Source organism: Paenalcaligenes hominis, assembly GCF_041359055.1.
GTDB lineage: Bacteria > Pseudomonadota > Gammaproteobacteria > Burkholderiales > Burkholderiaceae_B > Paenalcaligenes > Paenalcaligenes hominis_A.
This window is the reverse complement of record NZ_JBGJKZ010000001.1, coordinates 563059-589585: the sequence shown is the minus strand read 5'-3', so window position 1 is coordinate 589585 and position 26527 is coordinate 563059. Positions and strand designations below refer to the sequence as shown.

Below are 26527 nucleotides of genomic sequence, written 5' to 3'. Positions count from 1 at the left end.
ATTAAACTCAACCGTAATCACCATGCCCCTAAGCAAGAGGCATATATGTCCAACTCATGTACACTTCATCATTTTTATTGTTGTTGGTACATTTGTTGGTACAAATAAAAAATAATTATTTTATTTGTTATATTTCAATAAGATACAGAGTCGTTCGATTCCGGCCTCGGGCACCATTAGCATAAAAAACAGACCGCAAACGCGGTCTTTTTTTGTCTCTGCTATAAAAGCCGTTATTTTGTAAAATACACAAAACGGCGACTCGAACCTATCTGTAGCATCTGCTATCAGCTGGGTAACGCTACCAATACAGCCCTGCACTCCATCGCAAACGGTTCATTTCAACCTACGATGTCATGCCACGCATTGCGTGGCATGATTACAATCATCTCAAAAGACCCACTAAAAACCTAGCCTGTCATTTAAGCTAGGTTTAGTCGAGTCGAAAAATTACAATTTACACTCTGAAGACGGCTCGGGAATAGTCGTGGCATCAAACACATGCTGAATCACAGGACGTAAGCTACCATCTTCTTGTTTTACTACCTGGCTAATGTAATTAGGCAAAAGCAGTTGATTGTCTTCGGCGCGCATAGTGACCCCACCATAAATACTAGGGAATGAGGCACCACGTAAAGCCGCTGAAATATCTTTAGGTGCCACACTATTAGCGAGTTTGACCCCTTCAAATATAACTTGAACACCGTTATAAGCCTGCCCTTCATTGTCTGTAGGAAGACGATTGTATTTAGCTTGCCATGCCTCTACAAATGCTTTGTTTTCTGGGGTATCAATATCTGCCCCATAACCACTGTTCCCCCAAACGCCCTCGGTTGCACTATCTGTCGCATTCACCACAAAGTTTAAGATATACGCATGACCTAAAATACGCTTTTTAGTTAAACCAAACTCTTGAGCTTGCTTGGCGAAAGCAATTAAATCACGGCCTACTAGTGCCACCCACACACCATCAATCGTCGGGTCCGCATTAATTTGCGAAATATACGGGGCAAAATCTTTGGTTCCTAAAGGCGGAAAAACGCTTAATGCAATCTCTTTATTATTTGCTTCGGCTGAACGCTTAAAGTGCTCAGCCGAGTCACGTCCCCAAACATAGTCTGCCCCAATCACAGCAAAGCGTTTCTCCTCAACAGAATCCATCCACTGGTTGATCATGCTTAAATCCATAGCATCAGAGTGATTGGTTCTGAACATACGAGGCTTGCACGCATCGCCTGTAATACGGTCCGTTTTACTTACTACAACGACTTGCATGGCATCCCAACGCTCTAAGCTTTGGCCTACAGCCATTGCGATAGAAGAGGCAATAGGGCCAATTAATAAATTGTGGCCTTCTCTAGAAAGCTTTTCTGCAGCTCGACGCCCTGCGTCGGGTGTACTTTCATCATCAGCTTTTTTGATCAGCACCTCACGCCCATCTATACCACCGTTTTGATTCGCTTGATCAACAGCAAATTCAATACCCCGTAAAACCTCTTCCCCCTGCTGAGCAAATACACCTGAAATGGAAGAAACAGCCCCAATGCGAATGGGCTCTTTATCTGCGGCTAATGCCTGCACCGCAAACAACGAGTTCACCAAAGCCGCCCCAACCACTAAAAGCAATTTGTTTTTTTGTTTCATCACTTGTCTCCTAAGTGCTTAGACCACTACATGCTCACGCAAACCATCAATATTGGTCGGGTCCACTAGACCCGACTCTATTACCTGCCCTTTAGCTACGGCATAATAACGATGACACACGCGACTGACTAAACTCAGGTTTTGTTCAATCAACAGCAAAGCTGTTCCTTGATCCGCCACCACATTAAAAATATCTGCTAACTGGTCTACGATGACCGGCGCTAAGCCCTCAGTAGGTTCATCCAAGATAATTAAATCTGGGTTCGCCATTAGCGCACGTCCAATCGCTAACATCTGTTGCTGCCCGCCGGACAAGGCCGTGCCAGGGGTATGGGCGCGTTCCCGTAAAATAGGGAATAACTCATAAATTTTTTCTAAATGCCAAGGGCCTTGTCTGCGTACAGCTGAGCCTAAAATTAAATTTTCCTCTACGCTTAGGTTGGCAATAATGCAACGCCCTTGCGGCACTAATGCCATACCCAAGTTCGGGGCTTGATAGGGTTTTGGTTTATTTAAAACCTTGCCACACACTTCCATCGTGCCGCGCCGAACCGTAGCAAAGCCAAACAAAGAGTTCACTAAAGTGGTTTTCCCCACCCCATTGCGCCCAATTAAAGCAACACGCTCTCCTGCTTTAATTTCCAAACTAAGGCCGTGCAATATATGTGCAGCTCCATAATAAGCATGGATCTGATCCACTTTTAAAACATAGCTCATGCTGCACTCCCCAAATACGCTTCTCGCACTCGAGGGTGTGCCCGCACTTCCTGTGGTTGACCGGAAGCAATAACACGCCCTAGCTCAAATACAGTGACGGCATTTGAAATGCCAAACACAATATCCATATCGTGCTCAACCAAAAGAACGGACACCGACCACTTAGACACTAGCTCAACTAAATGAGAGGCCAGATCCTCGGACTCTTGTGCCGATAAACCTGCCATTGGCTCATCCAAAAGCAGCAAAGAAGGCTTTCCAACCAGTGCTAAAGCCAAATCCAAACGACGCTGCTCGCCATAGCCAAGATCCTTTGCTACGTCCTGTCTCATTTGCCATAAAGACAACTGTTTTAAAACCTCGGTGGCATTTTGCTGAGCCTCAGACGGGTTCATCATATGAGCAGCTAGCTCAACCTGATCTTGCACCGTCATTTCCGCAAATACACTGGTTTTTTGAAAGGATCGGGCCAAGCCTAAGCGACGACGTTCTAATACGCCTAAGCGGGTCACGTCTTTCCCATTAAGAAACACTTGGCCTGCATTTACGCGACGACGCCCTGTAATCGCATCAATTACGGTGGATTTACCGGCTCCATTCGGTCCAATCAAACCTTGAACTTGACCTTTTTTCACACTGAACGTAACACCATCTACAGCTTTAACACCACCGTAGTACACCGCTACATCTCGTACTTCTAATATGTTCTGAGACATACCTAAACTCCTGACTTGATAGTGCGGGAGGAACGACGTAAACGCTGCACCAGTCCGCTAATGCCTTCGGGAGAAAACACAATGACAACGATCAAAGCCACCCCAAAAATAGCTAACCAATGTTGAGCATAATCACCCACCAAGTCACGCGTTAAGAAGAACACCATGGCACCGATAGCAGGCCCCCATGTATTTCTATAGCCACCCACAATAACCATCATGAGCGCCGAGCCAGAAACGCTCCAATGCAAGCTTTCTGGTGAGATAAAACCTGTATGAAAAACAGATAGCAACCCTGCAATGCTTGTAATCGTTGCGGACAACGTGAAAATAGCAACTCTGGGCAAGAGGGTTTTAATTCCTATAAATCTCGCACGCTCTTCGTTATCTCGAATAGCTGCGGTGATATGCCCAAAACGAGACGCTACAATCAGACTCACTAAGGTGGCTAAAATCACCAACAGGGTCCAACACAAAATAAATAAATTATCTTGTTTTAATAAGCTATTTACCGAGAAGCCAAAAAGAGTAGCTGGCCAATCCACATACATGCCATCTGCCCCTCCTGTTAAACCTCTAGAGGTGGAGGCAAGCTGAAAGAACATCTGACCTATAGCTAAAGTCAACATACCAAAGGCTATGCCTGGCACTCGCACTATGCTCAAACCCAATAAGGCCGCAAATACCGCCATACCCAACACAGAGATCAACAAAGCCGCTTCGGCGCTAAAACCTTTGCCAACAAGCAGAGCCACCGCATAGCCAGCTACACCGTAGAAGGCAGCATGCCCAAAACTAACCATGCCATTTTGACGTAGTAATACGCCGACCCCTAAAGCAAAAATGGCAAAAATAGAGGCTTGGGTCGCTAAGGACAACACCATGGAAGAGCTAACACTCAAAGCGAAAACCACGCCTAACCCAACTAACCCTACTCCTAGCCCCAGACTTTTTATCGTAGAAGGTTTCATCATGTTCTATTCCCTGCAAGACCCTCTGGACGCCATAACAAAATAGCAATCATCAAGATAAATGGCAGCACAGCGGCTAAGTCAGGTAAGTAAATAGCACCCAGTGCTTGCAGCTGCCCTAATAACAACGCAGCAATAAAAGCGCCACCCAAACTACCTAAACCCCCTACTACCACCACCACAAAAGAATCAATGAGCACATCACTATTCATCGTTGGAGAAAGTGACAGAAAAGGTGCGGCAACCACACCGGCTAGCCCAGCTAAAGCTGTACCTAAACCCACTACGCCTGCACTTAATCGGTCTGTATTAATCCCTTGCATTGCCGTGCTAGACGGGTCTGTGCTGGCAGCTCGAACAAAAAGCCCCACGCGAGAAAATCGCAACCAACACGTTAAGCCCACTGCTACCGCTAACCCAGAAACAATCACTGCAATGCGATAAGCGGGTAGTTGTGCACCAAAAAATGTCACCGTGAAATTTAGCAACTCAGGAGTCGATAACGAGAGATTGCTGCGCCCCCAAACGGTTTGCACAAAATCCTCTAAGATCAAAAGTAAACCAAAGGTGACTAATACAACTGTTAATGGGTCACGTTCTTGAAGTAATCTAAAACCATAGCGATCTAACAAGACCCCCAAGGCACCCATGATGAAAGGGGTAACACATAAAGCCACCCAAAAATTGCTATACATCGCCAAGCTATAGCCTATATAAGCGCCAAGCATATACAGGGAGCCATGAGCAAAGTTCACTACGCGACGTAACCCGTAAATCAAGGCCAGCCCCGAGGACATAATAATGAGCAAGGTGCCATAAACCAGCCCATTGAATAAATAAACACTGAGCATTTTTTAGTCGTCTCCCTCTTGAATCAATTTATCTATGCTCTAACTACGCAGCCCCATTTGCCAACCAACCACCATCTACCATCAGAGTTGTTCCGGTAATGAAAGACGCTTTGTCGGAGGCTAAAAACACAATTGCCTCTGCAATTTCTTCGGGTTGAGCTAAACGCCTTAGGGGAGTACGTGCTTGAATCGCTTTTACATCCACCTTGCCCTGCTGCTCTAATTTTTTCACTAGCTCCGTATAAACATAGCCAGGCGCAATGGCGTTCACTCTAATGCCCAATTCTCCCCACTCACACGCCATGGATCGAGTCATAGCGCTCAGACCGGCCTTAGCCGCTGCATACGCATTACGAGCAGGTATGCCAGCAAATGCAGCAATAGAACTAAGGTTCACAACGGCCCCTTTACCTTGTCGCTGCATCTGTTTTGCCACGATTCGGCTTAACAGAAACCCCCCAGACAAATGAGTCGCTAAAATCACCTCAAAAGCAGATAACTTTTGTTCAAGCGTCGTCCCTGGCTGCTCACCCACTCCTGCGTTATTAACTAAGCATGCAATGGATTGGTAACGCTGCACTATTGCCTCTACTGCCAACGTCACACTGTCTTCACTAGTTACGTCCACCTCATAAGCGCTGTGCTCACTGCCCAGCTCATTGGCTCGCTGTACGGCTAAGTCATACTCTTTATCTAAAATTGCCACGCAGTAACCATGCTGAGCAAAACATTGAGCCGTAGCCCAACCAATACCCTGAGCACCACCACTTATCACTACTACAGGCTTTTTCTGCTTGACGGCCCTCATCCTAGATGTCCTTAGAGGCTGTTAGATGCACCGCATCCAACAAACGGTTTTCCTGTGCCACGATCAAATGACCTGAAGCAGCCAAATAACGAGGAAAATCAGGATGTTGATCCCGTTGTAAAGAGCGCTGCTCATAGTCAGCCAAGCTCTCATACGCCCACAAATGCACAAACTGATTCAGAGCCCCTACTTTGCTGGTATAGGTACCTATAGGTTCACCTAAGGTTTGTCTTAACACAGGCATAGCCAACTCATTAAAAACAGCCAAGAACTCCCCCATCTTGCGGGGCGCAATCGTATAAATACGGTGATCAATTACTGGTTTAGTTTGCACAATGATCTCCTTTTGCCTGCTGCGCTTTGTCCGCAATCGCATTGGCAGTTACATAACCAAAAGTTAAAATAGGACCTAATGTAATTCCCGCTCCAGGATAATTCCCGCCCATGATGCTGGCCCTATCGTTACCTACCACATACAAATTAGGAATAATGGTGCCATCAGATCGTAGAGCTTCTCCTGTGACGCTCGTTTGAATACCATCAAAAGTACCCAAATCCCCCATCAATACATGCACTGCATAAAAAGGACCTTGCTCTACAGGCGCTACACAAGGATTAGGCTGATGTTCTGGGTCGGCTAAATAACGATTAAAAGAGGTTTCACCCCGCTGGAACTGCGTGTCCTTACCTTGCTTGGCCCCGACGTTGTATTCAGCAATAGTTTGTTCTAGTCTTTGCGCGTTAATGCCGCACTGAAGCGCCAGATCAGCCAAGGTTTGACCCTTTAATAAATAACCACTTTTAATCAAACCACCTAAGGGCATGGGCGCAGGTTTGGCATACCCCAAACCATATTTACTCATGGTTTTTTGATCACAAATCAACCACATTTCTGTTTGCTGACCTTGCGCTCCATCCTTGATCATGGCTGCTCCTACATCATGGTAGGACTCAGACTCATTGGTAAAACGCTGCCCATAACGATTCACCCCCACTACCCCTGGCTTATACCGATCTAACAAATGAGGAAATACACCTTGACGACCACCAGATAAAGGCGGCAAAGACACAGGCATCCACGCCGCAGCTGAAGGGTATTTCACTTGGAAATCAGCACCTACAGACTCAGCCAAACGCACGCCATCACCGGTGTTATCAATCGGAGCTGGAGAATGATGGGTTCCACCGCGCTGTACATGGGGAAACGCATGCTTTAAGCGCTCCTTATCATGAGGAAAACCACCTGCGGCAAGAACAACACCGTGCTTTGCCAAAATGGTTTTCTCACCCTCTGCACCTTGAGTGCGCACTCCAGCAATCCCCTCTTGACCTTCGATTAGCTCCACCACAGCGGTAGAGGTCAAAATAGGAATACCAAGATCGAATGCACTTTTAGCCAAACGAGCGGCCAAGGCATTCCCACTTGTTACGTGTACACCGCGCTTGTAAAGAGCTAACTCTTTAATATGGTTTGCCAAGCGCTTAACCACGTAAAGAAAAGACCGTAATGATTTGGTCGCATTAAAAAAATGTTTGAGATCAGCATTGGATGAGTTAAACATCATGCCGATAAACGTAATGGTTTCCAGTGGTGGCCGCAAACGCTCTTTTTCTTTACCCAACTCTCTGATATCAAAAGGCTTAGCCAAAATAGAACGCCCAATATCTACACCACCAGGTACAGTAGGATGGTAATCAGGGTAAAGGGTTGGAATGAACTGAACGGTCGTATTCTGCTGAAAAAAATCCACCATCTCAGGACCTTTTTCTAAAAACAGATCGACGGCGGCCTCGTTGAAATACTCTCCCGTTTCATTTTTCATGTATTCAAGAGCAGCATCTTTGGTATCGTGCACACCAGCAGCTTTGGATACTGAGTTGCCAGGAATCCACAATACGCCACCTGAAAAAGCAGTCGTTCCACCAAAAACAGGGGCTTTCTCTAGAACAACCACATTCAAACCACGTTTTTTCGCTACCACGGCAGTAGATAAACCGCCTGCACCAGAACCTACAACGATTAAATCGACCTGTTGTACTGAGCTCATGCTTTTACCTCTTGATTTACCACACCCGTTACCTTGTTAAAACCTGGTCTTGGAACCATATCCATCAACACCGTTGACATACCCCCATCCACCAGCAATTCAGTACCATTCACATAACCGGCACGCTCACTTGCCAAAAACAACACAGCATTAGCAATGTCTTGGGGGATTCCCACCCGACGACTGGCAGTCATACGTGCTCTTGCTGCTTCTAACTCTGGGTCTGCATAAAAAGCAGCAGAAAGACTGGTCTTAATCATGCCGGGGCACACCACATTGCTACGCACCCCTTTAGGACCCCACTCTACTGCTAGCTGTTTGCTAAGCAGCAACACTCCTGCTTTACTTGAGCTGTACGCACCACTATTACTTTGAGGAAATAACGCGGCGATAGAGGCGACATTCACAATGCTCCCCTTGCCCTTGGCTTGCATTTGCGCTCCAAACTGCTGCGCACACCATAAATAGCCAGATAAATTCACTTGCAAAACATGGAGCCACTGCTCAGGTGTTACATCAGCCAAAGCTGCTGTTCGTAAAATGCCTGCGTTGTTCACCAACACATCAGCACCACCTAAGCGTGCTACGGTTTTTGCCACCTCTTGTACTTGGCTTAGCTCAGCTGTATTACACGCAAAGGCATCCACCTTGTAGCCTTGCTCTACCAAACTGTTTTTAAGCGCCATAACTGAATCAGGATTAATATCCATCAAAATCACATGCGCTGCGGCTTGAGCAGCAGAAATGGCTATTTGTTCCCCAATACCACTGGCTGCACCTGTGATGACTACTTTTTTTCCACTTAAACCTAACCAATCAAAGTCCATGTTTTGCATCATATAAACCACTCTTGTTTGTATTCGCTGAGTGGAATTATGACTTTTACTTTTTTTTAAATAGTATAAAAATCAACAATCACTTGGACAAAACGTGCATTCCATGGAAAACAAGGGATTTTACTAGGTGACAAAACGTGCATTAAACATGATATTTAAAACATGAAAGACAATGCACGAAATATACTAGGCAGCCGCATTCCCACCTATGGCCTCTATGGTGACCACTCCCAGTCAGGATGGGATATAACCTTTAATTTTGAATGGATTCCACAACGATCCTCCATTTATAACTGGGTTATACCACCTCATATGCACGAGGCATTCATCCAGTTTTTATTTATTACAGAGGGTTCGGGCAGTGTTTTGCTTGACGATAAAAGATGGCAGATACGCGCACCAGCCCTACTAGTAATACCTGCACATTATGTGCATGGATTTAATTGGAAACCTGACATAAATGGCATTGTTATCACTACGGCCCAACTGCCTTTAGAGTCTATTGCGCAACTGCTGTATCCAGACCTAATTAGCACCTTAAACGCCCCTTGCGTACTGAACCTTCCCTCAGATAGTCAATACGAGGACGAGTTAATGCCTTTGATTTTGCATATTGAGCAAGAGGCACGCATTGCAGAAGCCGGCCAAAATGCTTTTAGTTTGTCGTTAATTACAGCGGTGCTGGTCAAAGTAGCTCGCATTAAAACCAAAGAAGGAACCACCGCTGAAGACAGTTTGATTGATGACCGTAAAAATGACCTATTACAGCGCTTTAGGGCTTTGATTAATCAATGGTTTAAATTACACAAACCCTTGGCTGACTATGCCACTGAGCTCCAAATCACTAGCGGCCATCTAGCTAGGCTATGCCGAGAAGAATTAGGAATCACAGCGTTAAATATGATTCACGCCCGCCTTATCCATGAGGCAAAACGGGATTTAGTCTATACCAACGGCAGTGTGCGCCACATTGCTGATAGTTTAGGTTTTCAAGACGAGGCCTATTTTTCTCGTTTTTTTAAACGACACACCGGGCAGAACCCGAATATTTATCGCTTACAAACTCGTCAAGCTCTAACTAAACCTCATACCTCCGCCCCTAACTAGCTAAACTAAAGGCGAAATGGGGGCTAGCATCTACGTGGGCTAATCAAGTCACCAAATATTTAAATAAAGCTGTGACTCGTTCGCATCGCTTCACGATGCCCAATACGACAACCCTGTGGTGCATGGTATAATTAAAGATGTTCTCTTGGAGCCTACTACATGTCGAATGTACAAAGCGCACCCATGCGTCAGCCTACTAAAACCATTTCTAAACAATGTCTTTATCGTGCTGTGGCTAGCTCTGCAGCCCTAGAAAGCACAGCCAACACCTCTACTATAGAAGCCCAACTTAAATCCGATAACTATGCACATTTGCAGTTAGCGCGTTAGCTAATTGCGGGCCAAATATCTTTGATTAAACGTTGCATAGGCGTATAGTCACCCATCAACCCGGCATGAATGGCCCCTACATAATAGGCTTTATTCTGGTCCCACCAACTATAGTCTAAAGGGGTAAAGCCAGCTTGGGTTGCCATCACATCCAATAGCAATCGTCCCAAGCGCCCATTCCCCTCTCTAAAGGGGTGAATCAAAATAAACTCCACATGACTTTGTGCTAAATAAGCCCATAACTCGTGCAGGCTATACGTCGGCAGCCGCGGGTAATGCCGCAAAAACTGCTGCTCATACTGATGCAATAACGTAGCAAGCAGATGAGCAGAAGCAAAAGGGAATGCATCTTTAGACATGTGTACAGTACGCAGTTGCCCAGCCCAATCATAAAGCGGTCCGAGCCACTGATAATGCCAATGCATCAATACAGCGTTACTTAGGTGCGATACCTGAAACTCAGGCTCAAACAAAGACTCATACATCCGCAATAACAAACGGTTCTCTGCCTGATTCATCTCTGACAACGTTTTGATATGAAGCTTATTTTTTAAAACGTGATCTTGTGCCTTTGGCTCGTACTCGGCCTCACTTCCATAGGTGCGGTATTTCATACACACCTCCCGTAGTGAATTAAATAACAGCATAAAGCTCAGATTAACGTTACAAACTCAAAGCGTAAAGTCCGTTTTATGTGGCCTTTATGTATAATCTGCCTACTTATCAACCACTGTGTTAGCTCATGCCGAGGCGTCCGTGACTTCTACTGCTTTGCCCATTGATTTAATCCAAGACTTACAGCAGTTTATGCTGACCCCCGATTACAGTGATGCTGCTTTTAACGCCATGGCTTTACGCATTTTTAAGCACCAGTTTCAACACAATCTGGCTTATCAGCGCTATTGTCAGCATTTAGGAAAAACTCCTCGCTTTATAACGCATTGGCACGATATTCCTGCGGTACCTATTAATGCATTCAAAGACGCCACCCTAAGCAGCTATCCTCCCGAGCTCTGCCAACATGTGTTCATGACTAGCGGTACCACGCAAAAAATACGTGGGCGCAACTATCATCCTGATACAACGGTATATGATTTGTCTATGCGCTTGTACTTTAAAGAGCGTTTTATGCCAGACCAAGACCGTATCCAAATGGGGATTATTTTCCCTACTGCACACAGTCTCCCCAACTCCTCGTTAGCTCATTACTTAGGTTTAGCACTAACGCACTTTGGCACCGAATCCAGTCGCTACTTTATCGATGAAAAAGGGCTACAAGTTGATGCGCTATGCGCTCAGATTGAGTCAGCGATCGCTAACAACGAACCCTATGCATTACTCGGTGCCAGCTATAGCTTTGTGCATCTAATCGATGAGCTCCAACAACGTCAGTGCCGCTTTCAGCTTCCTGCAGGCAGTCGCCTGTTTGATACAGGAGGCTTCAAAGGGCAATCTAGAGATATTGAGCTCTCTGATTTCTATGCCGCTTTACACGAGGTCTTTGGCGTAGCCCCCGATCAATGCATCAATATGTATGGCATGACGGAGCTCAGCTCTCAGCTCTATGACAGCGGTAATCATGATTTGCCTTCAGTAAAATCAGGACCACATTGGACTCGTTTTCGTTTAGTAGACCCGTTAACTGGCGCAGATGTGCCTCAGGGGCAACCTGGGGTTGTGGTGCATTATGACTTGGCTAACTACAACTCGGTCGCAGCCTTATTAACAGAAGATTTAGGTCTTGCTAAAGACGAAGGGTTTCAACTGCTAGGGCGTGTAGCTGGAGCTGAGGCCAAAGGCTGCTCATTAGCTATGGAGCACTTTTTACAGGCCGTCCAATGAGCACGCAACACTGGCAAGGCGGCTATTGGCCCGAGCAGGCTGAGTTAGGACCTATACAATGGGAAACCCATACTCACACTTCTCAATATGGTGTGCTACACCTTCAGTTACCACGTCTATGTCCTGAGCAAATAGCGCAGTGCGCGAGCTATTTAAAAGCCCAAGCGCAAATCCATTTAGCTAAACGCTCAGTTTATGACATTGTGACTGCAGTAGATCAATGTGTACAACTCATGCTGAATCCAGACTGTGAAGAGCGTCAGCAAGTAGAGCAAGCATTACAAAAAATCACCGGTTACGATGCTGAAATGCTTCGTCTTGGAATTAACGCTTGTTTGCGTACATTCAGACGCCCCGAGCTACTGCGTTGTTTAAGTGAAGATTTTACTGATCCAACCATTCTGGATGATTTTAAGCCACGAGTGCAGGGAGGTTGGTCTAAAGCATTTGGTCCCGAACTATTAGGTGTGGTGTGGGCCGGCAATGTGCCCGGCATCCCCATGTGGTCACAAGTGGCTGCACTGCTGACTAAAAGTCCAAGTCTGGGTAAGGTTGCCACTGCTGAACCTATTTTTGCGACTTGGTTTGCACGCAGTTTGCAACGCGTTGCGCCTGACTTAGCTCAAACCTTGGCCGTACTCTGGTGGCCGGGTGGCGATGTTTCCTCGGAGCAAAGCCTGCTCCAAGCGGTAGATGTGATGATGGTCTATGGGGGCGAGCACACCTTGCAAGCATGGCAAAATCAGCTGCCCGCCTCGGTACGCTTTTTAGCACATGGTCATAAGTTGAGTGCTGCTTACATTAGTCAGAAGGCGCTCGATACGCGTCAAGCACAGCACTGTGCGCAACGTGTGGCCTTAGATAGCAGTCAATGGGACCAACAGGCGTGTTATGCACCACAATGTATTTTTGTAGAGCGTGGGGCTGATGTTAGCCCTAGAGAGTTCGCTTTGCTGGTGGCAGGCGAGCTCAAAGCCATGGCCCAACGCTATCCTCGCCAGCCAATTTCTCTAGAAACCAAACAAGCCATCGCTCAATGGCGTCAAACGCACACCATGGCATGGTTACAGGGGCAAACGGTAGAGCTACTAGGTGCCCCTGATGATGAATGGGCCGTAGTATATAAAGAGCACGCCACCCAACCTGAAGCTAGCCCAACCCAACGTTGCATCACCGTAATGGCTGTGGATCACATTGAAGAGGTTACAGACCTGCTTCGCCCGTATCGGCGAGTGCTTCAAACCATGGCCATAGCTACCAGTCCAGAGCAACTCTTTAGTATTGCTGACTCCCTAAGCGCAATCGGGGTGCACCGCCTTTGTGCTTTAGGCGCAACAGCACAACCCCAAGCTGGCTGGCATCATGATGGACGCTTTAGCTTACTGGATTTAGTTCGCATGGCCGATATAGAAGCCTCGGCAGAAACCTTAGCGCAACAATTTGCTTGGTATAGAGATTAACCCATGCCTTTTTTAGCGCTTAAACAGATCAATCATTGCTATCCGAATCAAAAACAAGGCCTAACTCAAGTTCACCTTGAGCTGCAAAAAGGCGAGTTTCACTGTTTACTTGGACGTAGTGGTTCTGGTAAGTCGACGTTGTTAAAAATCGCTGCTGGCCTTATTACGCCTATGTCAGGGCATGTGCAACTTAATGGCAAACCACTACTAAAGCCCAGCACAGAAATTGGGTTTGTGTTTCAACAGCCTACTCTTTTGGACTGGTTAACTGTACTAGAAAATGTGTTATTGCCTGTTGCCCTGCATGCTAGACCTAGCTCAAATCAAACAAAGCATGCCAAAGCCTTACTTGATGAGGTGGGTTTAAGTGAGCTGATGCAACGTTATCCTTCTCAACTATCTGGTGGTCAACAAAGTCGAGTTGCTCTCGCTCGAGCCCTATTACTCCAACCCGCGCTGCTATTAATGGACGAGCCTTTTGCCGCCTTAGATGCACTCACCAGAGAACACCTCCAAGACCTGCTCTTGAGCTTATGTGCGCAGCATCAAAGCACGGTGTTATTTGTAACGCATGATGTGACGGAAGCCTTGTACCTCAGCGATACTATTACCTTGCTTGAACAAGGCCGACTGCACTCTCAACACGCCGTGCCCTTAAAAAAACCACGTACCGAAGCATTACGCGCGGAGGCTGAGTTTGCTCAGCTTAGTCATGAATTTCGTTTAAAGATGAAACAACTCCAATGAGACGCTCTGTATGGTCACGTTGCTGCTCGCTTAGCCTTTTAGCGTTGCTGCTACTTTTTTGGGAGTGGGCGGTGCACCACTTCAATTGGTCTGCCCTAATTCTGCCAGCCCCCAGTCGTGTTGCCATCACACTTTATAATGGCCTGATTTCTGGCTATTTTTGGCCGCATTTGCGTCAGACTACTCTAGAGGTAATAGCTGGGCTATTTTTAGGTGGCGGCTTAGGTTTTTTACTCGGTGTAGTGTTGGGGCAATCCCGTTTTTGGCAAGCAGTTCTTATGCCGTATGTGCTGACCAGTCAAGTCGTTCCAAAACTGGCTCTGGCTCCGCTGCTCACGTTATGGCTTGGGTTTGGTTTTTTACCTATGGTGGTTATTACGGCCTTAGTATGTTTTTTTCCTGTATTGGAAAACACACTCACCGGGCTGCAGCAAACCGATTCAGCACGTTTAGAGTTATTTCGTATGCTCGGAGCTACGCGTTGGCAGACCTTATGGCGTCTAAAACTTCGTTTAGGATTACCCTATACCTTATCGGGGTTACGCGTAGCGGCTGTGCTCGCCCTAGTGGGGGCCATCGTAGGCGAATTCATTGGCGCAAATCAGGGTCTAGGCGCGTTAATTATTGCAGCTCAGGGTTCCATGGATACTACTCTGATGTTTGCAGTACTCATTTTAATTACTGCGCTAGGCCTAGGTTTGTATTACTGCACCCTTGTCCTACAACGCTTTGCTTTACGTTTTTACTCACCTCTTTCTACTGGTGTGCATTCTCATGATTTCTAAACGATTTTTCTTACGTCAGTTAATGGGCTTAGCAGTCGGCACCACATTCGCATTAAGTGGCTCATTCGCATGGTCGCAAAACGCTACTGAGCGCTTTACTTTAGCGGGTTGGAGTAAGCCCATCAGTGAAATCACCCAAATCATTGCCGAGCCAGAGCTTAAACACTTCAGCTCCCAAGGCTTGGATCTGGCCTATCTGCCTGGTGCGGGTGGTGGTGATGCGCTACGTAACTTACTTAGTGGTCAAGCCGATATTGCTTTTACGGACCCAGGTTCTTTTTTTGCTGCTTTAGATCAAGGTGCCGAGCTCGTCGCCGTCTATGACATTTACCCCCAAAATGTCTTTAACGTGGTCAGCCTCAACGCTAGCCCTATTGCCGATGCCGCAGACCTGAAAGGTAAAAAAATTGGGGTTTACAGCCTAGCAAGTGGTACCCGTCAAAATCTGCAGATACTATTGCATCAGGTAGGTTTAAAAGAAAGTGATGTGGAAATTATTGTTACAGGTCTTTTGAACTTTGCCCCACTCATGCAAGGGCAAGTTGACGCCACAGCCGCTACCGACACAGGACTCTTAGTAGCCCAATACCGCGGCTTAAAAGACCCACAAGTTATAGAAGTCAAAGACTATTTAAATTACTCCAGCGATTTGTTTGTGGTGCGCGCCAAAGACGTGGCTGAGCGTAAAGGTGCAATTCAACAGTTTTTACAAGCCTATAAAAACAGTACCGAATGGATGATTCAGCACCCAGATCAAGCTGCGCAGCTAGCCGTAAAATACGCCATAGATGGTCAAGACCCTAAGCTAAATCAACAAATTATCGAAGCGCGCAATCGTTCTAGTGAGTCCGAGCTAACCCAGCGTGATGGCTTGGGTACATTAGACATAAGCTCTTTACAAAAGGCAGCAGATACGTATTTTGAGCTAGGTTTAATCAAAAGCCCGCTAGATATTCAACAACATGTCAGCACAGAGCTTGTGCCATAAACCATGATGAACTTTAAAGGTCAAACTGTTTTAATTACTGGTGCTAGTCGCGGTCTTGGGGCCGCTACCGCCAAAGCTTTTGCAGAGCACGGCGCACTGGTTATTATTAACTACAAACAAAATACCGAAGCAGCTCAAAACACAGCACGGGCGTGTGAAGAACTGGGGGGCCAAGCGTGGCCTATTGCTGCAGATGTCCAAGATGCCTCTGCCGTACAAGCCATGGTGCAAGAAATTATTAGTGAAACAGGACGTATTGATGTGCTGGTTAACAATGCTTTCGCGCCCTATCGCTTTAATCCAGATCAACGCCAACGCTTTCATGAATTAAGCTGGGAGCAGTGTGCTCAACAAATAGATGGCTCGGTAAAAAGCACTTGGCTTGTCACTCATGCTGTGGTGCCTCATATGCAGCGTGCTTGTCGCGGCAGCATTATCCATATCAGTAGCGATCTAGGTGAAGAAGCCATTGTGCCCTATGCAGACTACGCAACGGCCAAGGCGGCATTAAATGGGCTAACCAAGCAAATGGCGGCAGACTTGGGCCCGTATGGCATACGGGTTAATAGTATTGCTCCCGGTCTTATTTGGCCTACCGACTCAAGCCGCTCTACGCGTGCCTCGATTCGGGATGAAATCATTGCCCGCACGCCATTACGGCGTATTGCTACACCCACTGATATTACCGGCCCTATTCTCTTTTTAGCTACAGAGCACAGCGCATTTATGACAGGTCAGTGCCTAGTGGTTGATGGTGGATTGGTGATGCGTTGACATCCTCCCCACCTTAAACGGCGGGGTTTTACGCGCAATCCGATAAAACAGCACACACCACACACTAATTCGCTTTTAAATAATATTTCACTTTGGTATGTAGTCGTAAATGGCGTTATGCTATGTTTTTAAGCTGTATATAAAAAAGCTATTATGCGTACTCTAGTCACCATTTTGGGGTTCATGCTATGTATGGGCTTAGCTACCGTCACCGCCGCCTCTTCTGCCCCCAAGCCTGAACCTTCTGCTCCCACATCATCTTCTGCTAAAACGGCGGCCTCCACCCCAACCAAAACGACAACAACCACTAAAAAAGTCGCAACCCCAAAGCCTAAGCTAACATGCACCTCACAAGGCCATCGCGGTTTTATTTACTGCCGTTAGTTTTAAAAATATGCAGGAATATCTAGGTCTTGCCATTGCCCCGGCGCTAATTGCCCAAGCTGCCACGGGCCAATCTGCATACGTATTAAACGCAGAGTAGGTAAACCCACTGCCGCTGTCATACGACGCACTTGTCGATTTTTCCCTTCGCTAATGCGTAGTTGAATCCATGTAGTAGGAATATTGGCTCGGTATCGAATCGGCGGATGGCGAGGCCAGACTTGGGGCTCGTTTAATACGGATACCTCGGCTGGTAAAGTTAGGCCATCATTCAAAAGCACCCCTTTACGTAGCGTTTCGAGTTGTTCGGCCTGAGGCTCCCCCTCAACCTGAGCCCAATAAGTTTTAAGCATTCCGTATTTAGGCTCTGCAATACGGGCTTGGAGCCGACCATCGTTAGTTAAAAGTAATAAACCTTCACTATTGCGATCCAGGCGCCCTGCGGCATACACGCCCGCGACGGGCACAAAATCTTTTAATGTAGCTCGCCCTTGCTCATCGGTAAATTGCGTTAACACATCATATGGCTTATTCAATGCAATTAAACGTGGCACCTTTTTAGAAGAAGAAGAGCGATGACGCATCGAAGCAGATGAAAAAGAAGAACGCATAGCAACCACCCAACAAACAAAGGAAGTATCTTAACACTGTCTACACCAACAAAAAAAACCCTGCCTAAGCAGGGTTTTTGATGACAGATACGTTATTTAGGGGCTTTAATGAAGCGCAAATAAGGCAGCTTAATGTCTACATCGCCAAAGGTTGCTTTGGCTTGCTCGTCATTTAGGGCTAGCCCAACGATAACGTCTTGCCCAGGTGTCCAGTCGGCAGGAGTCGCTAGAGGTTTGCCATCTGTCAATTGAATAGCATCCAGCACTCGTAAAATTTCAGCAAAGTTACGACCAACAGACATAGGGTAAGACAAAGTCAAACGGATTTTTTTGTCTGGCCCAATAATAAACACGGTACGAACTGTCGCGCTATCTGCAGGCGTGCGGCCATCTGGCAAGTAGGCTTCAGCAGGCAACATATTGTAGAGCTTAGATACCTGTAATGAGGTGTCATCAATAATAGGGAAGTCGGCTGGCGCACCCGAAAAAGCCTCAATATCTCGTTTCCATTTTTTGTGGTCTTCGACATTGTCTACGGATACACCCATGACTTTGGTATTGCGTTTAGCGAACTCGGGTACTAAGCACGCCACGGCACCAAATTCGGTGGTACATACGGGAGTGAAGTCTTTGGGATGAGAGAATAAAATTGCGTAGCTATCGCCAATCCAATCGTGGAAGGTAATTTCACCAGCCGTAGAGTCTGTAGTGAAATTTGGTGCTACATCATTAATACGTAATGACATGATCTTTCCCTTTAATCGTTAAATAATCACAATTCATTGTAAATGCTAGCACACTCAATGCTTAAATACAGGTTGCTTTTAGTTATATCTATTTAACCATTAAATCTCAACTTGGTTATTTCCACTATGGTTTTCCCTGCCTAAATCATACGAATTCACATTTCATTTCTACTCTCAAGTTCTGCTACTATCAAATTTCTTATCTATTTGTAATGCAATAAAAGGAGAAATAAATGAAAATCAAAAAGTGGCTTGCTATGGGTGCTGCTTGTTTTGCGCTAAGCACAGGCGCAGCCCTAGCCCAAGAAACACGTGAATTTTCAGTATCTACCGTGTTGTCCGAAGCGTTCCCTTGGGGTCAAGCTGCTGAAAAATGGGCTGAACTCGTCAAAGAGCGCTCTGACGGACGCATTACTCTTAAAATCTACCCCAACTCTCAATTAGTCTCTGGCGACCAAACTCGCGAATTTTCCGCAATGCGCAGCGGCCTAATTGATATGGCTGTAGGCTCAACCATTAACTGGTCACCCCAAGTTCCCGAAGTGAACTTGTTTTCTCTGCCCTTTTTAATGCCAGATGATGCAGCCGTCGATGCGATCACTCAGGGCGAAGCTGGAAAAATGGTGTTTGATGCCATTGAAAAACGTGGTGTAATACCACTTGCTTGGGGCGAAAATGGTTTCCGAGAAATCTCCAACTCTCACAAGGCGCTATCCAAGCCTGAAGACCTAAAAGGTCTGAAAATTCGAGTGGTTGGTTCCCCTTTGTTTCTAGATACATTTAATGCTTTGGGTGCCAACCCCACCCAGATGAGCTGGACAGATGCGCTACCCGCGCTAACCACCGGTGCTGTAGATGGCCAAGAAAACCCACTGGCTGTTTATGATGTTGCTCGGGCTGATCGTGCCAACCAAAAATACCTAACCCTTTGGCACTACATGAACGACCCCCTCATTTTTGGTGTAAGCCAACGTGTTTGGACTACCTTATCCCCCGAAGACCAAAAGCTTCTAAAAGAAGCCGCTGTTGATGCAGGCAAATGGGAAATCGAAAAATCCCGTGCCGACTTAAACGATACCTTGGCCCGTATTCGTGAACGCGGTGTTGAAATCACAGAACTAACTCCTGAACAACACCAAGCCTTTGTAGATGCAACTCAAAGCGTCTACGAAAAATGGACTCCTCGAATTGGTCAAGACCTAGTGGATGCAGCTCAAAAAGCCATAACAAACCGCTAATTGCTACCAATGGGCGCAGTGAATCTGCGCCTTTATTTTTACTATTAATTTGTATGTCTAAATCCAAAACCCGTATTGAATCGCTGCTGGGTATTTTTGCTTTAGCAGCGATTAGTCTTATTAGTCTAGCTAACGTTGTGGTGCGCTATACCACTGAAGCCTCGTTTGCTTTTACCGAAGAGTTCTCTGTTTTTCTCATGGTGATCTTAACGTTTGCCGGTGGGGCTGTGGCTGCCCGCAGCAACGAGCATATTCGTATTTCTTTTTTAGAGCACAAACTCAATCGCACCGGACGACGTGTGTTGTACACCTTGCAGTGGCTAGGTAGTCTCATTGTTTTGGGTTTGGTGGTCTGGTATGGCGGTCAGCTGGCGTACGAAGAATATCAATGGGATTCATTATCAGCGGGGCTAGGCTACCCCACATGGATCTATCTAGTTTGGTTGCCTCTGCTCTCGTTAGCAGTTATGTTACGTATCACTCAAAACTGGCGTGATCGTATGCGTTCGGATGACGAGGAGTACCCCGCATGAGCCCCGATTTATGGATGTTAATCAGTTTTGGGCTGTGCTTGTTGATTGGCATGCCCGTTGCTTTTGCTCTGGGCCTAGGCGGAGCCGTAGGCATTGTCATGGGGCTATCACCCGACATGCTAGCTACTCTAGGCACCAATACGTACAACAGTGTAGCCAAATACCCCCTTATTGCTATTCCGCTCTTTATTTTAACGGGCTTAATTTTTGAACGAGCAGGGGTAGCCGCCAGTTTAGTCACCTTTGCACAATCACTGATTGGTCAACGCCATGGCGGTTTAGCTCTGGTCGCCGTGCTTGTCTGTTTAATCATGGGCGGTATGAGTGGCTCTGGTCCCGCTGATGCCGCGGCAGTCGCTATGGTAATGCTACCCAGCATGACCCGAGCTGGCTATCCCAAACCATTTTCTGTGTCCTTAATTGCGGCGGCGGCCTCTACCGCTATTTTAATTCCGCCATCCATTGCATTAATTTTGTATTCTGTGATGCTGCCAGGACTCGATTTACGCGCCTTATTTGCCGCTGGACTTTTTCCTGGCATTTTAGCTGGTTGCTCATTACTGGTACCGTCTTATTTTCTAGCTAAGCGTTATGGCTGGGAGTCAGAAAAAACTGCCGAGCGTCCGCCTATTAAGCAAAGCTTTATCCGTGCTATTCCGGCCTTATTTGCTCCGGTCATTATTTTAGGTGGTTTGCGCTCTGGGCTATTTACCCCTACCGAAGCGGCTGTAGTCGCCGTAACCTATGGGTTATTGATTGGGGCTTTTATTTATCGCCAACTCAATTGGGCCGAGCTGTGGGATATTTTTAATGAGTCCGCCAAAATCTCCGGTATTGTGCTGCTTATTATTTCTTTAGCAGGCATTTTTGCTTGGGCAGGCACAACGCTAGGTACGTTTACCCATTTGGCTCAGCTTATCCTGTCTATTTCAGATAGCTCTTGGGTATTACTGCTTTTAGTGATGGTATTGGTTTTAATTGCAGGGATGTTTTTAGATGCGATTTCCATCTATTTAATTTTGACCCCTATTTTAATTCCACTCATTAACCACTTTGAATGGAATCCCATTTGGTTTGGTATTTTATTGGCGATGAACATTGCAATTGGGCAATTCACTCCGCCTGTGGCTGTTAACCTTTTAGTCACCACTAAAGTCGCAAATATCCGCCTAGAACACACATTTGGTTGGTCTGTTTTGTTTTTATTTACGATGTTTAGCGCTTTATTGTTAGTTATGATTTTCCCCGGCATTGCCTTATGGCTGCCCGAGTATCTGGGTTATGCCATCGACTAGCACTTAAAAAAGAGGGGACTCCCCTCTTTTTTTATGGGGTTGGCTCAACACGCTTTTCTCAATGCTTTTTCTTTTTGAGCTTCTTTGTACAATCACGCCTGCATTGTATTTTGTTCATTGAGTAGGGGCTTCGTTATATGTCTAGCACCCTAGCTATTGTGATTGGTTTGCTTTTGTGTATGTATCTGGCTTACCAAGGTGTTACGGCTTTACTCTTAATGCCACTCATAGCGGTGTATTATCGTTTGTGATGGCTTTTATCATTTATCCCATAGCCCAACCTTTTCAACGCTGTCAATACTCCCAAACGACTAAAGCCATCGCCACCAAAGGTTTGGTCATTTAGGATACAGCGACGTTTAATCACAGATAATTGCTTTTACTAAATACTTTATTCCCTTAAATAACGACTTAACTTTGCTGCTAGGCTTCTTTCATGACTGTACGCCCCCTACCCACTTCTTCTCTATACACTGGTTTAGCACTGTTTTTTCTTGGAGCTTTAAATTTAGTGCTACCCAGCGGGTATTCTGTAGGGGCTAGTTTACTTTTGCTTGCCGGGCTGTATAGCTTGCGTTCGTTTGCCTCCATCAAAGCCTCTCTCAGCACGCAAGACCTCTGGCTTTTAGCCGCTTTATTATTATTTGGCCTAAATGGTGTGTTAGACGGCATCTATCATCAGGCTAGTGGCAGCAGTTTTGACAAAGCGCTACGCTTTATTTGTGCAATCCCTGTTTTTTTTGCCTTACGCAAGTATCCCCCCCGCCTTGAGTGGCTTTGGTCTGGCTTAATCGTTGGCAGTGTGGCAACCGCCTGTTTGGCTGGCTGGCAATTTTGGGGCTTAGGCTGGGATCGAGCCACGGGCCATACCCAAGCCATTCAGTTTGGCAATTTATCGATGTTAACGGGCTTTTTCTGCTTAGCAGGTTTGGGTTGGGCAGCTCAACACCCTCACCCAACCATGCGCCGCTGGTGGTTTATCTTATTATTAGTTGGGGCTGCTCTAGGTGTGCTGACTTCGTTGTTATCAGGAAGCCGCGGTGGCTGGATCAGCATTCCTTTTGTTGTGCTAATTTTAGCCAAAGCCTATCACTCATTTTTTTCATGGCGAATCAAGCTGAGCGTATGCCTTGGCGCGATCATTGCAGTTACTACTATCTATTACACACCGGTCCTACATGTACAACAGCGCGTGCATGCTGCTTTTCATGATATAGAACTGTACCAGCAGGGTAATAGCAACACATCGTTAGGGGCACGTTTTGAAATGTGGAAAGCGGCTCTACTTTTAGCCAAAGAGCGGCCTGTATTAGGCTGGGGTAAAGACCAAATGCAAGCCTCTATGCAACGCCTTGCTGATGAAGGAAAAGCCAATCCTGTTATTGGTGAGTTTAATCATGCCCACAATGAGATCCTAGATATGCTAGCTAAACGTGGATTAGTTGGCGTACTCGCCCTGGCTTTGTTATATATAGTGCCTATTCGTTTATTTGCACCTTATCTACGTCATCCAGATTTAGCAGCCCGTGCTCTAGCTACAGCCGGTATGATACTGCCTGTTGCCTACATCGACTTTGGTTTATCGCAGGCCTTTCTTTCCCATAATAACGGCGTAATGACGTATGCGTTTTGGTTGGTGGTGTTTTGGGCCTGTATGCGTAATACTATTTGCGCACGCACTGCGCCTGTTGCCACTGCGCTTTAAATTGGTGGCGCACCTGCAGCTCTGATTTTAAATAACCCAAAAGCAGCAATTGGAGATGCGGCGGAAAAACACCCACCCCATCAATATGTCCTTCGGCTTGGGTTGGGCTTAAATAACGCACCTGACCAGTAATATTTCCAGAAATACCTTGTTTTGAAGCATTGCAATAACCGCTAAAACGCATGCTGTTGTCGGTTTGGTCATCCAGCTGCAAGGTGCACTGCCCCAACGCCTGTGCAATCACGTCAAGGCTTTGTGCAGGCTCTTGTAGAAGAGCGGCTTGTTTGGGGCTTAAACACTCATTGAACTGAGAAGGGTCAAACTGCGACAATCGATCTAAGTATTTTGGCTCTAAAAAAGCAGCCGCCTGTTTTTTTATAGCATCTAGACGTGGAGCAATGTCTTGACCCTCGGCGTAGTTTTGGGTATTAATCTGCCATTGCCCGGCTTTTGGTGCTACGCTTAGGCTACCTGCGTAAGCTTGGCTAATGAAGCTGGCTGCCAGCACGCTTATCCAAAATTTATTCATGCTCGTCTACTCTTGACGTTTACTAAGCCTGCACCCCATGGTGCAAGCAAGACCTGATAAAACAACTTGCTCATCAGACTATTTTTTTAACATTACCACAGTTGGAATGCAGATGGAGTCAACCACCCCCGCTTTAGCTATTGCCGCTCTCGTTCATGAAAGCGCCGAATATGCCGATGAATTTTTATACGCTTTTATTCAAGACCTACAGGCACAAGATCAAAATATCTTGGGCGTTGTTCAAGCTCACCCAGAGGTCAGCTATGCGTATGGTAGCCAAATGGGTATTGTTGACCTAAGCACTGGGGCCTATCTGTCTATTGCCCAAGACCTCGGCAAGCATAACACCAGCTGCTGTCTCGATGCTGAAGCCGTCAGTAATGCTAGTACTATTTTACAAGCCGCACGCATGCAAACCCCAGATTTATTAATTGTTAACCGCTTTGGCAAACTCGAAGCCGAAGGCGATGGTTTTGCCGATGAAATGCTAGAGATCATGAGTGAAGGCACCCCTATGCTAACCGTTGTGGCAGAGCGTTTTTTGCCACAATGGCGAGAGTTTACCGGCGGTTTAGCTACAGAAATTGCCCCCGATTCGGCGGCTTTACATCAGTGGTATGAGCAGGCCGTACCCAAAAAACCTAGCATCTAAAACGTCACTTTTACGCTACTAATATTACAAACGCATATAAGCATATAAGGGTGTGATATATTGATGCTTTGATTTCCTTCTATGCTTAATCATGATAATAAGTAGCATTCTAGGTTTTCTGGTCGGACTTAGTTTGGGTTTGACTGGTGCGGGTGGGGGTATTCTTGCAGTCCCTGCTTTGGTTATCGGAGTAGGTCTTAATATGACCAGTGCAGCGCCTATCGCATTAATTGCGGTGGGTCTAGCCGCGTTAACGGGGGCTTTAGATGGTTTACGCCGCCATTTAGTACGCTACAAAGCCGCTTTATTAATGGCTTTGACTGGCGGGGTGGTTTCGCCTTTTGGGGTGTGGCTGGCAAAGCGACTGCCTGAATTTTGGCTTATGGCGTTATTTAGTGTAGTGATGTGCCTGGTGGCTTATCGGATGTTCAAGCAAGCCCGGGGTAGTAAACACGCTAAAACCAGCTCTGATCCAGAGCCAATAAAAGCCTGTATGGTCTCAGAACAAACCGGCAAGTTTATTTGGAACAAACGTAGCCTTAGTACCATGGTGGGTATTGGTGCGGCTTCGGGTTTGTTGACTGGCTTGCTTGGGGTGGGCGGTGGTTTTATCATTGTGCCCCTATTAAAACGCTATACCAACCTTAAAATGCACAGCGTGGTGGCTACCTCGTTGTTGGTTATTGCCTTGGTTTCTGCCATTACGGTATCGAATGCTTTTAGTACTCTTACGAGTTTGCCTAGTGCCACGTGGGGTTTTGTAAGCTTAGTTATCGCCGGCATGTTAACTGGCCGTCTGGCAGCCCCGGTAATAGCTCCGCAATACATACAAATGGGATTTGCTTTGGTGTGTGGCCTTTCAGCCTGCATTGTGTTTATTAATGCGTGCCAGCATATTATTTAAATGCCGCATTTTGCATGCTGCACACAAAGACCTGCTTAGGTTGTGAAAGCAGGTCTTTGTATTATTTATTGGACTCGCTGCCATTCACCTTGTTTAATGGTTAACAGCTCGACGCCACGCTCATCAAAACCACTGTGATCGTCAGGAGTCATATTGTAAATACCCTGTGTGCCAGGTAGCTCTTTGATGCCTTCTAGGGCATCACGCAGCGCCTGACGGAACTCTACCGTGCCAGGCTTGGCCGACTGAGCTGCTACCGGTATGGCTGCTTCTAATAAAATCCATGCATCGTAAATGTTGCCGCCAAATGTAGCTGGCATAGAGCCATAGCGTTCTTTATAAGCATTCATATAATTTAACGCAATGGCTTTTGACGGATTGTCATCGGAAATTTGGTCTGGAACTAGCATAAGACTGCCGCCAAGAATGGTGTCCTCGACCGCCTTGCCCCCTAGACGAATAAAGTCATTGAGCGCTGCACCGTGGGTTTGATAAATGATGCCCTCGTAACCGCGGTCTTTTAAGCCAATTTGTGGCATAACAGCTGGACCGCCTGGGGCTGCGATCAACACGGCATCGGGCTTTGCAGATGTCATTTTTAAGACTTGCCCTGTCGCCGACGTGTCAGGGCGATTAAAACGCTCGTTAGCTACTAAACTAATCCCCCATGGTTCTAGACGCTCTGACATCACATTAAACCAGGTTTCGCCATACGCATCGGCCGTACCAATAAAAGCCAAGGTCTTAACGCCATTTGCTTTCATATGTTCAAACAGCTTATCAGCCACTAAGCCATCATTTTGGGTAGGTTTAAATACCCATTTGCGTTTTTCATCCATGGGCAAAACCACAGAAATAGAACCGACTGGAGCAATAAGTGGGGTTTGTGCTTCACTGACGATATCGATCAAAGCCAAAGCATGGGGTGCCCCTGATGGCCCTATGATCGCATCGACTTTTTCTTCACTCAGTAATTTTCTTACTGAGGTGACGGTATTATTAGGTTCACTGGCATCATCTAGGTGGATGTATTCCACAGTAAGATCGCCAATTTGAGTGGGTAACATCATCGCGGTATTGCGCTGTGGAATACCTATAGCAGAGACTACCCCGGTTGAAGATGCCACTGTACCAATTTTAACTTGTGCCTGCGCCCCAAAGCTCATGCTGGCTAAAATCGCCGTCAATGCCAAACTGAGTTTTTTTACTTTCATCATTTTTCCTTAAAAGACCACGAGCAGTTTAACGTTTCACTAAGAATTCTGTCACTTTTGGCTAGTTGTCTTGTTATACCTGCGTCTTAAAC

29 protein-coding genes are annotated in these 26527 nt (G+C 46.4%); 14 read left to right on the top strand and 15 right to left on the bottom strand.

Going from position 1 to position 26527, the window contains the following annotated elements; translation table 11 throughout:
- Positions 1 to 450: 450 nt before the first annotated feature.
- From ACBP46_RS02745 to ACBP46_RS02705, 9 genes are read right to left on the bottom strand one after another with little or no spacing between them, the layout of a single operon-like run.
- Complete coding sequence (locus tag ACBP46_RS02745) at positions 451 to 1644, bottom strand: ABC transporter substrate-binding protein (protein WP_371015201.1); 1194 nt, start codon at positions 1642 to 1644, stop codon at positions 451 to 453.
- 18 nt (positions 1645 to 1662) lie between these two features.
- Positions 1663 to 2361 (bottom strand): ABC transporter ATP-binding protein, encoded by a 699-nt coding sequence (locus tag ACBP46_RS02740; RefSeq protein ID WP_371015200.1) that lies wholly within the window; start codon positions 2359 to 2361, stop codon positions 1663 to 1665.
- Positions 2358 to 3077 carry an ABC transporter ATP-binding protein gene (locus ACBP46_RS02735; RefSeq protein WP_371015199.1) on the bottom strand — a complete coding sequence of 240 codons (720 nt, stop codon included), beginning with the start codon at positions 3075 to 3077 and terminating at the stop codon, positions 2358 to 2360. Before ACBP46_RS02735 ends, ACBP46_RS02740 begins: the two co-directional genes overlap by 4 nt.
- A 2-nt stretch (positions 3078 to 3079) precedes the next feature.
- Positions 3080 to 4051: a branched-chain amino acid ABC transporter permease gene (locus ACBP46_RS02730; protein WP_371015198.1), complete on the bottom strand. Its 972-nt coding sequence runs from the start codon at positions 4049 to 4051 to the stop codon at positions 3080 to 3082.
- Positions 4048 to 4899 (bottom strand): branched-chain amino acid ABC transporter permease, encoded by an 852-nt coding sequence (locus ACBP46_RS02725; protein ID WP_371015197.1) that lies wholly within the window; start codon positions 4897 to 4899, stop codon positions 4048 to 4050. Before ACBP46_RS02725 ends, ACBP46_RS02730 begins: the two co-directional genes overlap by 4 nt.
- A 43-nt stretch (positions 4900 to 4942) precedes the next feature.
- The gene (locus ACBP46_RS02720) at positions 4943 to 5707 is read right to left on the bottom strand and encodes an SDR family NAD(P)-dependent oxidoreductase (RefSeq protein WP_371015196.1); all 765 of its coding nucleotides are present in this window, start codon (positions 5705 to 5707) and stop codon (positions 4943 to 4945) included.
- 1 nt (position 5708) lies between these two features.
- A complete protein-coding gene (locus ACBP46_RS02715) occupies positions 5709 to 6041 on the bottom strand; it encodes an NIPSNAP family protein (RefSeq protein ID WP_371015195.1) in 333 nt (110 codons plus the stop codon).
- Complete coding sequence (locus tag ACBP46_RS02710; protein ID WP_371015194.1) at positions 6031 to 7755, bottom strand: FAD-dependent oxidoreductase; 1725 nt, start codon at positions 7753 to 7755, stop codon at positions 6031 to 6033. Before ACBP46_RS02710 ends, ACBP46_RS02715 begins: the two co-directional genes overlap by 11 nt.
- Positions 7752 to 8594 (bottom strand): SDR family NAD(P)-dependent oxidoreductase, encoded by an 843-nt coding sequence (locus ACBP46_RS02705; protein ID WP_371015193.1) that lies wholly within the window; start codon positions 8592 to 8594, stop codon positions 7752 to 7754. Before ACBP46_RS02705 ends, ACBP46_RS02710 begins: the two co-directional genes overlap by 4 nt.
- Positions 8595 to 8753: 159 nt before the next feature.
- On the opposite strand from ACBP46_RS02705, the gene ACBP46_RS02700 reads away from it, so the two are divergent.
- A complete protein-coding gene (locus ACBP46_RS02700) occupies positions 8754 to 9698 on the top strand; it encodes a helix-turn-helix domain-containing protein (RefSeq protein WP_371015192.1) in 945 nt (314 codons plus the stop codon).
- 159 nt (positions 9699 to 9857) lie between these two features.
- The gene (locus ACBP46_RS02695; protein ID WP_371015191.1) at positions 9858 to 10028 is read left to right on the top strand and encodes a hypothetical protein; all 171 of its coding nucleotides are present in this window, start codon (positions 9858 to 9860) and stop codon (positions 10026 to 10028) included.
- On the opposite strand, the gene ACBP46_RS02690 is transcribed toward ACBP46_RS02695, so the two are convergent.
- Positions 10025 to 10642 carry a Fic/DOC family protein gene (locus ACBP46_RS02690; protein ID WP_371015190.1) on the bottom strand — a complete coding sequence of 206 codons (618 nt, stop codon included), beginning with the start codon at positions 10640 to 10642 and terminating at the stop codon, positions 10025 to 10027. The two genes, ACBP46_RS02695 and ACBP46_RS02690, sit on opposite strands and share 4 nt — an antisense overlap.
- Positions 10643 to 10784: 142 nt before the next feature.
- Here ACBP46_RS02690 and ACBP46_RS02685 point away from each other — a divergent pair, with 142 nt between their 5' ends.
- Genes ACBP46_RS02685 through ACBP46_RS02660 form a run of 6 tightly spaced genes read left to right on the top strand, consistent with a single transcriptional unit; the run spans position 10785 to position 16624 of the window.
- Positions 10785 to 11870 carry a LuxE/PaaK family acyltransferase gene (locus ACBP46_RS02685; RefSeq protein ID WP_371015189.1) on the top strand — a complete coding sequence of 362 codons (1086 nt, stop codon included), beginning with the start codon at positions 10785 to 10787 and terminating at the stop codon, positions 11868 to 11870.
- The gene (locus tag ACBP46_RS02680) at positions 11867 to 13330 is read left to right on the top strand and encodes an acyl-CoA reductase (protein ID WP_371015188.1); all 1464 of its coding nucleotides are present in this window, start codon (positions 11867 to 11869) and stop codon (positions 13328 to 13330) included. Before ACBP46_RS02685 ends, ACBP46_RS02680 begins: the two co-directional genes overlap by 4 nt.
- Positions 13331 to 13333: 3 nt before the next feature.
- A complete protein-coding gene (locus tag ACBP46_RS02675) occupies positions 13334 to 14077 on the top strand; it encodes an ABC transporter ATP-binding protein (RefSeq protein ID WP_371015187.1) in 744 nt (247 codons plus the stop codon).
- The gene (locus ACBP46_RS02670; RefSeq protein WP_371015186.1) at positions 14074 to 14862 is read left to right on the top strand and encodes an ABC transporter permease; all 789 of its coding nucleotides are present in this window, start codon (positions 14074 to 14076) and stop codon (positions 14860 to 14862) included. The genes ACBP46_RS02675 and ACBP46_RS02670 overlap by 4 nt, the downstream gene beginning before the upstream one ends.
- Positions 14852 to 15850 carry an ABC transporter substrate-binding protein gene (locus ACBP46_RS02665; protein ID WP_371015185.1) on the top strand — a complete coding sequence of 333 codons (999 nt, stop codon included), beginning with the start codon at positions 14852 to 14854 and terminating at the stop codon, positions 15848 to 15850. Before ACBP46_RS02670 ends, ACBP46_RS02665 begins: the two co-directional genes overlap by 11 nt.
- 3 nt (positions 15851 to 15853) lie before the next feature.
- Positions 15854 to 16624, top strand: coding sequence for an SDR family oxidoreductase (locus ACBP46_RS02660; RefSeq protein ID WP_371015184.1), 771 nt, complete (start codon positions 15854 to 15856; stop codon positions 16622 to 16624).
- 128 nt (positions 16625 to 16752) lie between these two features.
- Here the strand turns inward: ACBP46_RS02660 and ACBP46_RS02655 are convergent, their stop codons facing one another.
- The 3 genes from ACBP46_RS02655 to ACBP46_RS02645 form a co-directional block, all read right to left on the bottom strand.
- Positions 16753 to 16971 (bottom strand): hypothetical protein, encoded by a 219-nt coding sequence (locus ACBP46_RS02655; RefSeq protein WP_371015183.1) that lies wholly within the window; start codon positions 16969 to 16971, stop codon positions 16753 to 16755.
- 39 nt (positions 16972 to 17010) lie between these two features.
- Positions 17011 to 17619 carry a pseudouridine synthase gene (locus tag ACBP46_RS02650; RefSeq protein WP_371015182.1) on the bottom strand — a complete coding sequence of 203 codons (609 nt, stop codon included), beginning with the start codon at positions 17617 to 17619 and terminating at the stop codon, positions 17011 to 17013.
- A 92-nt stretch (positions 17620 to 17711) separates the two neighbouring features.
- Complete coding sequence (locus ACBP46_RS02645; RefSeq protein ID WP_371015181.1) at positions 17712 to 18365, bottom strand: peroxiredoxin; 654 nt, start codon at positions 18363 to 18365, stop codon at positions 17712 to 17714.
- A 233-nt stretch (positions 18366 to 18598) separates the two neighbouring features.
- On the opposite strand from ACBP46_RS02645, the gene ACBP46_RS02640 reads away from it, so the two are divergent.
- The 4 genes from ACBP46_RS02640 to ACBP46_RS02625 all read left to right on the top strand — a co-directional run bounded on the left by ACBP46_RS02640 (position 18599) and on the right by ACBP46_RS02625 (position 23136).
- Positions 18599 to 19603, top strand: coding sequence for a DctP family TRAP transporter solute-binding subunit (locus tag ACBP46_RS02640; protein ID WP_371015180.1), 1005 nt, complete (start codon positions 18599 to 18601; stop codon positions 19601 to 19603).
- Between the two features lie 53 nt (positions 19604 to 19656).
- Positions 19657 to 20136, top strand: coding sequence for a TRAP transporter small permease (locus ACBP46_RS02635; protein WP_371015179.1), 480 nt, complete (start codon positions 19657 to 19659; stop codon positions 20134 to 20136).
- The gene (locus ACBP46_RS02630; protein ID WP_371015178.1) at positions 20133 to 21431 is read left to right on the top strand and encodes a TRAP transporter large permease; all 1299 of its coding nucleotides are present in this window, start codon (positions 20133 to 20135) and stop codon (positions 21429 to 21431) included. Before ACBP46_RS02635 ends, ACBP46_RS02630 begins: the two co-directional genes overlap by 4 nt.
- 436 nt (positions 21432 to 21867) lie before the next feature.
- The gene (locus ACBP46_RS02625) at positions 21868 to 23136 is read left to right on the top strand and encodes an O-antigen ligase family protein (protein ID WP_371015177.1); all 1269 of its coding nucleotides are present in this window, start codon (positions 21868 to 21870) and stop codon (positions 23134 to 23136) included.
- Here the strand turns inward: ACBP46_RS02625 and ACBP46_RS02620 are convergent.
- Positions 23096 to 23665, bottom strand: coding sequence for a DUF3617 domain-containing protein (locus ACBP46_RS02620; RefSeq protein WP_371015176.1), 570 nt, complete (start codon positions 23663 to 23665; stop codon positions 23096 to 23098). The two genes, ACBP46_RS02625 and ACBP46_RS02620, sit on opposite strands and share 41 nt — an antisense overlap.
- Positions 23666 to 23777: 112 nt before the next feature.
- Between ACBP46_RS02620 and ACBP46_RS02615 the strand changes: the two genes are divergently transcribed.
- Both ACBP46_RS02615 and ACBP46_RS02610 read left to right on the top strand, forming a co-directional pair.
- Positions 23778 to 24317, top strand: coding sequence for a DUF2478 domain-containing protein (locus ACBP46_RS02615; RefSeq protein ID WP_371015175.1), 540 nt, complete (start codon positions 23778 to 23780; stop codon positions 24315 to 24317).
- A 91-nt stretch (positions 24318 to 24408) separates the two neighbouring features.
- Positions 24409 to 25221, top strand: a complete 813-nt coding sequence (locus ACBP46_RS02610; RefSeq protein ID WP_371015174.1) for a sulfite exporter TauE/SafE family protein — start codon at positions 24409 to 24411, stop codon at positions 25219 to 25221.
- A 65-nt stretch (positions 25222 to 25286) separates the two neighbouring features.
- Here ACBP46_RS02610 and ACBP46_RS02605 read toward each other — a convergent pair whose 3' ends face one another.
- A complete protein-coding gene (locus ACBP46_RS02605; protein ID WP_371015412.1) occupies positions 25287 to 26435 on the bottom strand; it encodes an ABC transporter substrate-binding protein in 1149 nt (382 codons plus the stop codon).
- Between the last annotated feature and the right edge of the window lie 92 nt (positions 26436 to 26527).